The organism is Aliagarivorans taiwanensis DSM 22990, assembly GCF_000429505.1.
GTDB lineage: Bacteria > Pseudomonadota > Gammaproteobacteria > Enterobacterales > Celerinatantimonadaceae > Aliagarivorans > Aliagarivorans taiwanensis.
The window spans coordinates 1-10198 of record NZ_AUBZ01000062.1 but is presented as its reverse complement, the minus strand read 5'-3'; the positions used below and the strand labels follow the sequence as shown (position 1 = coordinate 10198).

At 49.8% G+C, this 10198-nt stretch carries 9 protein-coding genes and 1 CRISPR repeat array; of the genes, 1 reads left to right on the top strand and 8 read right to left on the bottom strand.

Features of this window, described 5'->3' with window-relative positions:
- Positions 1-2: 2 nt before the first annotated feature.
- Positions 3-275: direct repeats of the CRISPR family, unit length 29 nt; unit sequence CGGTTTAGCCCCGCGGGTGCGGGGAACTC.
- An 82-nt stretch (positions 276-357) separates the two neighbouring features.
- From cas2e to G462_RS0119585, 8 genes are read right to left on the bottom strand one after another with little or no spacing between them, the layout of a single operon-like run.
- Positions 358-645 carry a type I-E CRISPR-associated endoribonuclease Cas2e gene (cas2e, locus tag G462_RS0119620; RefSeq protein ID WP_342664488.1) on the bottom strand — a complete coding sequence of 96 codons (288 nt, stop codon included), beginning with the start codon at positions 643-645 and terminating at the stop codon, positions 358-360.
- A gap of 6 nt (positions 646-651) precedes the next feature.
- Positions 652-1572 (bottom strand): type I-E CRISPR-associated endonuclease Cas1e, encoded by a 921-nt coding sequence (gene cas1e / locus G462_RS0119615; RefSeq protein ID WP_026960491.1) that lies wholly within the window; start codon positions 1570-1572, stop codon positions 652-654.
- Between the two features lie 17 nt (positions 1573-1589).
- Positions 1590-2258, bottom strand: a complete 669-nt coding sequence (cas6e, locus tag G462_RS0119610; RefSeq protein WP_026960490.1) for a type I-E CRISPR-associated protein Cas6/Cse3/CasE — start codon at positions 2256-2258, stop codon at positions 1590-1592.
- Between the two features lies 1 nt (position 2259).
- Complete coding sequence (gene cas5e / locus G462_RS0119605) at positions 2260-3027, bottom strand: type I-E CRISPR-associated protein Cas5/CasD (protein WP_026960489.1); 768 nt, start codon at positions 3025-3027, stop codon at positions 2260-2262.
- Positions 3028-3042: 15 nt separating this feature from the next.
- Positions 3043-4080 carry a type I-E CRISPR-associated protein Cas7/Cse4/CasC gene (gene cas7e, locus G462_RS0119600; protein ID WP_026960488.1) on the bottom strand — a complete coding sequence of 346 codons (1038 nt, stop codon included), beginning with the start codon at positions 4078-4080 and terminating at the stop codon, positions 3043-3045.
- 39 nt (positions 4081-4119) lie between these two features.
- A complete protein-coding gene (gene casB / locus G462_RS0119595) occupies positions 4120-4692 on the bottom strand; it encodes a type I-E CRISPR-associated protein Cse2/CasB (protein ID WP_026960487.1) in 573 nt (190 codons plus the stop codon).
- Complete coding sequence (gene casA / locus G462_RS0119590) at positions 4692-6305, bottom strand: type I-E CRISPR-associated protein Cse1/CasA (RefSeq protein ID WP_026960486.1); 1614 nt, start codon at positions 6303-6305, stop codon at positions 4692-4694. Before casA ends, casB begins: the two co-directional genes overlap by 1 nt.
- The gene (locus tag G462_RS0119585; protein ID WP_026960485.1) at positions 6302-9043 is read right to left on the bottom strand and encodes a CRISPR-associated helicase/endonuclease Cas3; all 2742 of its coding nucleotides are present in this window, start codon (positions 9041-9043) and stop codon (positions 6302-6304) included. Before G462_RS0119585 ends, casA begins: the two co-directional genes overlap by 4 nt.
- Positions 9044-9938: 895 nt before the next feature.
- Here G462_RS0119585 and G462_RS0119580 point away from each other — a divergent pair.
- Positions 9939-10198, top strand: a 260-nt coding sequence (locus G462_RS0119580; protein WP_026960484.1) for an ISAs1 family transposase, incomplete at its 3' end; no start/stop codon positions are given.

The following is a 10198-nucleotide window of genomic DNA, read 5'->3' as shown; positions in this document are numbered from 1 at the left end:
TACGGTTTAGCCCCGCGGGTGCGGGGAACTCTCTGGGGCGGGCAGGCGCCCGCTTTTCTCAGCCGGTTTAGCCCCGCGGGTGCGGGGAACTCGTAGAGTTCTACCTTGCCCCCTCTTATTTTTGCGGTTTAGCCCCGCGGGTGCGGGGAACTCCCCTGAACTGAGTAGGCTAACATCCGGGCCTGCGGTTTAGCCCCGCGGGTGCGGGGAACTCAATATACAGCGCACATGTCATAAGACCACTCACGGTTTAGCCCCGCGGGTGCGGGGAACTCTCCAATTGTAGATGTTTGATCAATAAAGAAAATATACGCGGCTAGAAATTTACCAACTTTTTAAAGAGCAAATTACAGTGGTTCATCTCTGTTCTTCGGGTAGAAAACGAACTAACCGAAGACCATCCATATCTACCGGTTCTCTGCGATTTGTACCATAAGTCTGAAACTCAAAACCCGACTCATTATTGGATGCCCAAGCCATCACCACATTGCCCTCTTCGGCTAGCTCTGTTACTTGGTACCAGATCATCTCCCGAATGCGACGGGACACATCCCCCACATAAACACCAGCTCGCACTTCCAATAACCACACAGCCAAACGCCCCCGTAATCGAGGAGGCACAGCTTCTGTAACTACAGTTAACATCGCCATTCAGCTCGTCCTATGTCCATCGTTGCCTACATTTTCCGGCTCTGGGATAGCTGGAGGCTGGCTATCTGCCGGCGCTTGAGGCGGCTTTATCTCACCGGCACGTAATACCTCCTCGATTAACGGTATTAATTTGCTTAACAACTTAGATTCTCTGAATTTGTTACGGCAGGCTATTCGCACTTCACGGTCGGGAGAATGAGGTTTTTTCGCAGCAATCCGAAACGCCTCGGGCACCACCAAGTCAAATTTCACGATATCCGCGATGTCGTAAACGAAAGAGAGCGGTTTACCCGAATGTAAAAAACCAATGGAGGGCGCATAACCAGCAGCCAGGATCGCCGCTTCGGTAACGCCATACAGGCATGAGGTGGCCGCGCTGATACATTGGTTCACCACATCGCCTTTGCTCCAGTCTTTAGGATCGTAGCGACGCCCCTGCCACTTTACGCCGCACTGCTTTGCCAGCAACTCATAGGTTTTACGTACTCTTGCACCTTCGATACCGCGCAGTTGATCCACACTGCGCCGTTCCGGCGCGGCTTCACCAAAACGAAGCTCAAACATCTTGCGAACCACCTTGAGGCGAAGCGAGTCGTCCAGCGCCAGCTTCGCCTGATAAAGCAATTTATCTGAGCGTGCGCCTCCGGGCTGGCCTGCGGCGTATAAACGCACCCCCGCCTCACCCACCCAAATCAGCAAAGTGCCCACCTGAGCAGCCAGTTTGATGGCGCCGTGAGAGACCCGGGTACCGGGCTCGAGCATAATGCACACCACCGAGCCAACCGGAATATGCATACGCTCGCCATTCACTTCGTCAACAACCACAAAGGCGCCATCTTTTACGTCGATACGTCCCATACCCACAAAGATCATCGAGTTGCGATCTTTGATGGGAATGGGTTTGAGGGGGATAAATGCCATTCCCTATCCTTAGGCTGTTACGCAGGACGAATCATCATCAACCCACAACCCATCCCTTTAGCACGGCCAAAACCCCTGGCATATTGGCTCAGGAACTTATCAGGGTCGGCTATTGTCAGGAGCCCCTGATAATCCACACTGGAAAACTGGATCTGATGATTCTTTTTCTGCACCCGGTGCCGGGTGTAACACTCAACATCGGGCTGGCAGTCCAGGGTGATGCCCCACTCAGCCAGGCGCGTCTCATTTGCAAGCCAGTTAATCGCCGCTTGCTCCATGCACTGCTTTAACGCCTTTGCATCCAGCGATTTGCCCTTAGCGGTGTATTTCTCCCGCATCATCACATCATGGCGCTGCTGCTTTCCCTTTTCATCTTTGGTGCAGACCGTTGGGTTGGCCCTGAGCTTATACGAGAGCCTCTGTCCTGCAGTTAATGTTGGCGCGAAGCGCTTACTGCGGCACGCAAATATCGGTAACTCGGTTTGGGGTTTACTCCGGGAAAGAAGATAAAACTCCGGTAAGCCTGTCGCCCCCTTTTCTTCCCGGTAGAGGAAGCCTCGCTCCTGCTGATCGGCAAACAACTTCCAGATCAACTGATGAGAGGCGTAAACACCGTTACGCTGCAATTTGGCTAACTCTTGTGCCGTTTGAGTGGAAGAGACCATCGTCACTTTTGACAGATACATCTTATGCCTCCCTGATGGTTAACTGGTGCATCGCGCGCTGCTTAAACTGCCAGCGCCCCCTGTGCTGAGGCTCATCCCAGGGGTGATAGGTTTGTGTCGCTGCGTGTTCAATTGCCTTCACATCCCCCTCCCAGAAATAGGTGGTGTAATGATTAGCGCCGAGCCAGTAGGGATCGGCTTTTTCTGAAACCAGCGCCGGGAAGGGATGATCCAGCGCTTGCTGCAACGATGTTTCAGGTAAAAGCTGTGGCATCAAAGGCAGTGCCAGAGGGCAGGACTTCCTGCCGAGGTATAAGGTAAACACCGGCTTTTGCAGTGAAGTCTGTAGCTGTTCAAGCGTTAGCTCCGCTTTTGGACTTAGCCAGGCCGCAATAACCCATAAGGCATCACATCGGTAATCTCTGCTGGAGAGGATCGCATTTGGCCTTGAGTTTTTAGCATTGAATTTCTCTTGGTGCTGACACTCATCAATCTCGGCTTTTCTAGTTCGACAATGTCTTAACTTCTCTGGTGTACCGATAGGAACCTGAGTGGTGTGATAATCACGCATAAGTGTGCCCGGAACGCACTGTTTAATACCAAAGCAGACGCTTTGCTGAAGCCGGGCTAAACCCGCCTCATCCTCGCGTTTAATGCCTAATGCGGCCCCCAACAGTCCAAGCAGTGCCGAGCGGGTTGGTGCTAAAGCCGTTGGCCGATCTCCCCCTACCGCAGGTTGCCCCCAACTCGCCATCGGGCCATAAAGCCGAAAGACCAGATATTCTCTCATCCTGGTAGCCTCTACTTAGCCAGCAACAAAATCAAGCAACTCGACCAGCGTCCCTTCGCCTTCAACGGCGTTTATGGTGTAACGCGCTTCAGCACAATCACCATAAACGGCATCAAAGTTCCGGGTCTGCTTCTCCAGCGACAAAATCGCCGCCGCAGCTTGGTCATCATCCTGAACCGGCTTTAAGAATGAAACCGAGAGCGAGCGGGGTTGCTGTTCGCCCTTTTCGGCTAACACATAACTGGCGTAAGCGCGGGAAGCAAAGCTGTTCTGCTTCCCTTTGGGAGAAACCTTAACTGCCGCTTCGGTCAGCGCTTTAATTGCCTGATTTGCCAGCGCTTCATTACCGCCTAAGTTTTCGACCAGTTGAGATTTATTGATGCAGACATAGCTATAAAACAGCGCGGCAGCGAAATTAGACTCGCCAATATGTGCAGAGCCCATATCCTCTTTGCCATCATTGAGATCATCAACTGCAGTAAAGTAGTCATCCTCCACAACAACCTTATGCACACTAATGGCGTGAGCGACCTGGCACGCGGCTTCAACATTAAATTCAGGGCTTGAAGCTAACATTCGGCCGAACAGAGCAATATCTACAGAGGTACGATCTGCGCGTAACAGATTAAGCTCATCTTTTGCTGGCTCGCGCTGCTCTGCGGCCAACTTAGCGGCCAGATCCAGTACGGCTTGCTGCTCTGCCGTGCTCACATGAGCAAGTTGCTCAATTTCTAGTGGGTTGTCTTTTTTTACTTTGCCAAACACTCCGGCAATAGTGGAGGCCCATGCGGTCGCTTGTTTCTCTTTCACTCCGCCATCGACTAAGGCGGAAAAGACCATTTCTCCCAGTTTTTTAGTTCGCGTTCCAATATTGCCGGTCATCGCTTGTTCAAATAGCTCTGATACCCGCCAGTTTCTTTTCAGGCTTTGAGAGCTGACCCTGAGACGATCAAAACCGCCCATTCTGGCGGTTTTAGGACGGCCTAAATCATCCCGATTCAGGTTAGAAGGGGCATACGAGGTTAACAAGTGAAGCTGAATAAATTGGCTCATGATCTCAATCCTTTTGAAAAAAATAATGCTGTTCAGCCGCTATTGTGCGGCCTGGTAGTAGTCCATTGCCCAGCGCACCACTATACGCTTGTCGGCCCTACGGGATTGTTGCGAGGTATGCTCCCGATACCACTGGCAAATATCCTCAACCAGCCGCGCAACCGAGGCTTCTCCTTTAAGCTGCTGCAGGATACGCCTGAGACAACGCACAAACTCCTCAGGCGATTGAGATTGCTGCAACTGGGCAAAACGCATCTCACTCACCACCGGCTTATCCCCCTGGCCATTTTTTCCGGCTAACCTGGCAAAGCTGTCGTCGGAATCTTTAGTTACAAACGTCAATGCGGCAGCGACCATCGCCCAGCAGCGCATGTTATTAGCTACCCGGGCCTCGGGCCCTGTTATGATGGGCTCTCCCAGGTTTAACCAAAGGGCCCGAAACCCTTGAGTCAATAGAATGGCGTCTGGTGATTCACAGCGTTTCAGTTCGGCTTTCCAGGCACTGGGCGCCGGTTTTATCTGCTCTTTTTTCAGCGCCTCCGCGCTTAGGTGCATGGCTTTCCACCAGTGCAGTGCCACTCCCAGCCCTTGCTGGGCTGTTTCTCTATCCATTAGGCAATCTCCTTGTTCGATTCAATCCGGTACTCTGCTTCAAAGTCTTTAAACGGCTTTGCATGCAGCCCCTTCATCAGTGCCTTTCTCGCTTTTATACGTTTTGCCATTGAGCGCTCAGAGCCCAACTCCGACAGTGCCAACTCGTCAAACAGGTCAAAGGCGGTTGCCCTAAGTGCGTTCAACCAGCTTCGGGCTTGCTCAGGGGTTAAATAGGTGTCGTCACTTTCAATCAGGTGTTGAACGGTGGTAAAAAACAACAACTGAGTACGCTGCCAGAACGAAACTTCAACAAAGCTAAAGTCACCTTTAGGAATCTTTGCCTTTTTATCCTTCAGTGGCGATTTAAACCATGCTTCCTTTACATTTTTCACACAAGATGTCAAAGCGCTATCAGCCAAGGACAACAACTGATCCGTTCTTTCACAGATAACAGAGGAAAAATCTGTATTCATTTTGAAATATGGAAACGATGAAGAATACCAGCCATGTACCTTTTTTTGTCCCTGCTCCATGTGGTAACCAAAAACCCATAAAAATGGCTTCCTAGGTAAATTAACAAGTTCAAAATCAATTCGATTATACCTATCAACGACTCGAGCACACTTGAATCCAAATCTCGACGAGCTGAAAGATATCGATTCCCAAATTTTGTATGTAGAAGATAGCTTATTTGCCAAGACTGGCCTTGGGGTAACTTCGCTTTTCCCGGGAACCCAGTATCTTGGAGTTAAAGAATGAAGCCAGTCACCATCATAGTTATTCCCCTTATTTTTCCTTCGATATACCTCAACTACTCCACGTCGAGATTTCCTTGTTGAAAGCTCACAATGAACGTCAACCTGTTCCTCAGAAATATATAACCTAACCCTTTGTGGCATTGCCCAAAAAACATGTAGAGGATGAACCATATTTGGGTAAATAGTCTCATCTGATTTTGTTCTATCTAACCAAGGGAAAACTTCAAAGCTAGATAAATCAGGTTCAGGGTAAATCCAAGTATTTCGATCCAGAACATTAAGCCATAATTTTTGCCATAGAGCAGAATCATCTTCTCCTGGCATCAGAAGTGTTGTTAATGGACCGCTTTTTCGTATGCCTGAACGGTACCCAGTTCCTATACATGGACCATTGATTTGGGAAGTAAACAAGATCCAAATAGCCATCTCAACAGATACCCTTTTGGCTCTATTACGCTTTACAAACAAATCTTTATTATGTTTAAGAGTGTTATCACCAGGGGCATCTACGAGTAGTGAGTCAATATTGACAGGTTCCACGTCGTCCAAGCTCTCATAGTCCTGCATAAATAATGGGCCATCACCGGTGGCATTAAAGGCATGAGCGGCTCTATCAAAGGCTTGTTGCAACTGCTCCTCAGAAGGGGCTTGAAGATAGAGATCTTCCCACTCATATTTATCAGCTGGAGCAAACAGGGTTTGCAGTAACCCAATGGCAAATTGGTAAGCCGCTCCCTGAAAATCGGCCCGGGGCAGCGCAAAATCAATCACCTCCGGCTTGGCGATTGCGGTTATCGGCAGCTCCTGCTCTGAAATCCTTCCGTCCGGCTGCTTTACCTTAAATAGCAGCCAGGGATCTTGCACTAAGTTCATTGATCCTCCTTGGGCTTGTGTTGATAGAACCCCATATTAGGTTGATAAATATATTCATTTTCTAAGCTCGGCAACCAACACTGTTGGTACTTTAGCTGCGGATAACGGGAGGCAAGTTGTTCTAATTGAGCCTGATATTGCTCAGGAATAGTGGTAAGCCTGTCGGCATACTTGTTTTTAGCCAGCTTAAGGGTGCTAAATTGCAAAGCAAAGCGCGGGGCATCGCTCCAGAGGCTTAACCCGCCTTTATCGGTGAGCTTTAACAGCACCACCTGCACCTCTTCATGCTCGCTTAGGCGCGTATTGATCTCTTGCTCATCTTCTTCCCAACAGCCACTTGTAGCCGAATAGCCATAGGGCCAATTCAGTTTGCGGCTATAGGCAATATTCTCGCGGGCCCGCTCTTTGCCGAGCAGCTCTTGCTCCTGCTTTATCAGAGACACGGGGATCTGCTCGCGGGCTTCATCGCTGTAAACCGCTTCAATTAATTGCCTGGCCTCTTGGGGCATTCGGATCGCGCCCAGCTTTTTAAGCTCGCGCATCCCCAACCATAAGCGCCCCGCAGACGGGTAGACATAACTGGTATTCTTAAAACCTTTGCTTAGCCAGTCGGCCTTGGGTTGAGCTGCCCATTCTGGTGAATGCACGATCAACTCGGGAGGCTTTCGTTGATCTTTTTGCTGAGGTTGGTAGCAGCCGTTTTCATCCCGGGTATGGCGGTGCAATCGTCCCGCTCTTTGGATTAGATCATCAATCGGGCAGAGATCTGACAACATCAGATCGCAGTCGACATCGAGGCTTTCCTGAAAAACCTGCGTGGCAATTAGTACTCTTCCCCGCCTATTTTCAGGAAGGGTATTTTTACCAAACACTTTTAATACCTTAGCTTCAATGCGATTTCGGTCCTCCAGGGTAAAGCGGCTGTGAAACAAGATGCAGTGCTTCGGCTGTGACATTCGAGCAGAAACCTGCTCATAAGCTGCTAATGCATCATCAACAGAGTTACGCACCCACACTACGCATTGCCCCAGCTCCGTCGCCGCAATGATCCGCTCAATGCATTGCTCAGGTTGATGCACAAAGGTTACCTTCAGCTCTCGACTGACATCTTCTCGGCTTGATAACCGGCTCTCTTTAACCGGGAACTCTGCGCCGGGCGTTACCTGAGTCGCTAAAGGAAAATCTGACAGACTGTTTTTTTGCGTGAGCGTTGGGGATACGCCTGAGGCTTGCTGCCAGATGTCCACCAGCTTTTGTCGCTGTTTGATTGGCAGGGTTGCGGTTAATAAAATAACCGAGCCGCCCTGATGAAGGTGCAGTTGCAGCAAGCCCTCCAGCAACTCAAACATATACTCATCGGCAGCATGCACTTCATCAAAGATCAGCACTTTGCGGTGTAAGCCCAGTAGCCTCAATGATTGATGTCGCTTCGGCAAAACAGCAAGTAATGCCTGATCGATGGTGCCAACGCCAACAGGGGCCAATAGGGCTTTTTTGCGGGAGTCGGCTAACCAGCTATGGCACTCTGCCGAAGCGGTTTGATCGTCAGAGCGGTAGTTTGAGCCATCCTCACCCGATGCAATCACAGCCTCCTGAAAGAGCGGGTTCATCTCTCTGGCGCCATGCGCCAAAACAATGCCGGGCTTCTCCTGCGCCGCCTCATACATACGAAGATAGTGAGCAGCCACCCGCTTAAACATGGCATTTGAGGTCGCCATGGTTGGCAGGCCAAAGTAGAAGCCATCGGCAACACCTTGCTGCATCAGCCGGTGGGTTAGCGTTAATGCCGCCTCTGTTTTGCCGGAGCCGGTCACATCTTCCAGAATGAACAGTTGCGGCCGGTTGGTGAGCTCAACCTGCTCAGCCCAGGCCTGCAGTGGCGTAGGCTCGAAAGAGAACAGCGCCTTCACCGAAGTAAAAGGACTGACGGGGTAAACACTTATCAGCCTTTTATCACGTAGTGCTTTTGCGGCCTGCTTTTTTGCGGTATTCCAATACTGCTCCAACGGTACAACTTTACTTTGATAAGGGAAGTCGGCCTGATCAGAGCCGAGCCAGTCACAAAGCACCGCGATACCCGCAATATGCCAGCTCACCTGCTTTAGCTGGCTCAGCCACAGCTTGTCGTTCCGATAGAAGCATTCAGGAAACTCTGGTTTGAAGAGCTCAAGCAACTCTCCAACAAACTCATCAGCCGCTTGCAGATTGCAAGGCTCGGTAAAGCCTTCGATTCCCGCCTCATCAGCTTCGACCGGAACCCCATGATGTCCCAGCATGCAATCCATCAGGATATTCAGTGGGTCTGTTATAAAACGCTGCTGACGCTTGTCTAAAGCCGTTTTACTGCTCCAGTACTCTACAATGTTCTGCCGCTGACGACGCCAGAACCAGGTGCCTAAGCGGTCATGGCGATAGCTTCTACCATCGTAGGGCTTGCGATTATCAGGCGTTATCAAATCAACGAATTGCTGTGGTGCAAGCGCCTGAAAAGCAGAGGAAAACTTACCCAGATCATGCAGCGCAATCAGAAAACTCGTTATGACTTTCAATTGCCCCGGGTTGACACTCAGAAACTCGCTTAAGTCTCTGAGCAAGCCCTTATCTGCATTCAACCATTCAAAGCAAACTGCAGCCACATCCAGTGAGTGGTAGGCCAGTAAATGATAATCAGCGCTCGAATGTACTGAGTCTTTAGACACTTTTCCCCAATACTTAAAATAGGTTGCGAGCTCCGTCACCTAACGCTCCCTTGTGTCATTGACGCCGTGTACGCCTTATTTTTATATACAAATACATTAATAATGTACTGTTTCTACAGGAGAACAAAATTGACTGAGTTCTAGAAACTGGAATGATTTCGCATTTAATCAATGGTTTATACCATCTACGAGTGGCACGCGCGATCCAGCCTAATCACAGGAATTCCAAAGACTTAACAAGGAACTGCAAAAAGACGAACTTACTATCAACTACAATATTACAGCTAGAAAGTGACTCCCCACTGGATAGTTTCTCGGGTGCAAGACAAACCGATATCAATCTCAGACCATACACAGTCCCATTTCTTAAAACCTGGGCGCTATATAGGGAAATTCCGTGGGGGTTGAAGAGCGTGAATTTAAAATTATTTTTAATATAAACAATTAGTGCTTATTTTACAGTACGTTAAGCTCAGTCATTCACCCGGTAATGGTAAGAAACAAACTCACCGCTCTCAGTTTCTCGGAGTGAATCCGGAGTCACCTCAACTTCCATGTGTTCAACCTCGGTCCAGCCGCCATGGCCTCGTGTGTAGATCTCTGTGGTTGAACTTTTTTGGTGAGTTAGCCGTTTCTGAGGGCTGACACCCGTTTTTTCATGAAGCGTTGCAGAAAGCGCGCGGATTTCATGGTAACTGGGCCGCTCTCTGGCTGGCAGTTCTGCATAGAGCCCTAGCCGGTCCCTGACCGCTGAGAACGCTTTAGACAGATACTCGGGATTCACCTGTGTGGGATGATCTACGTTCTGCGAGACTTTGTTGCTTGAAGTACCCTCAGGGCCAGGGTGAGATCGCGAACATTTTTTGAGCGCTTATAAGCAATTTGACCTGACGTCCGTGCTGTGATCTTATACTCCCTTTTTCGGGAGCCTTCCATGACCATCGATGTATTTTCCCAGCATTTCGGCAGTATTAAAGATCCTCGACAAAGCGCTAAAGTAAGCTATCCGTTGTTCGATGTGCTGTTCCTAACCGTATGTGCAACGATTGGCGGAGCCAATGGCTGGGAAGATATCGAAGACTTTGGTGAAGCCCACTTCCACTGGTTCCGTGAAAAGGGGCTATTTACTGCAGGCCTACCAGTACACGATACCATTGCCCGATTGATTTCACGCCTCGACCCAGCACAGTTCCA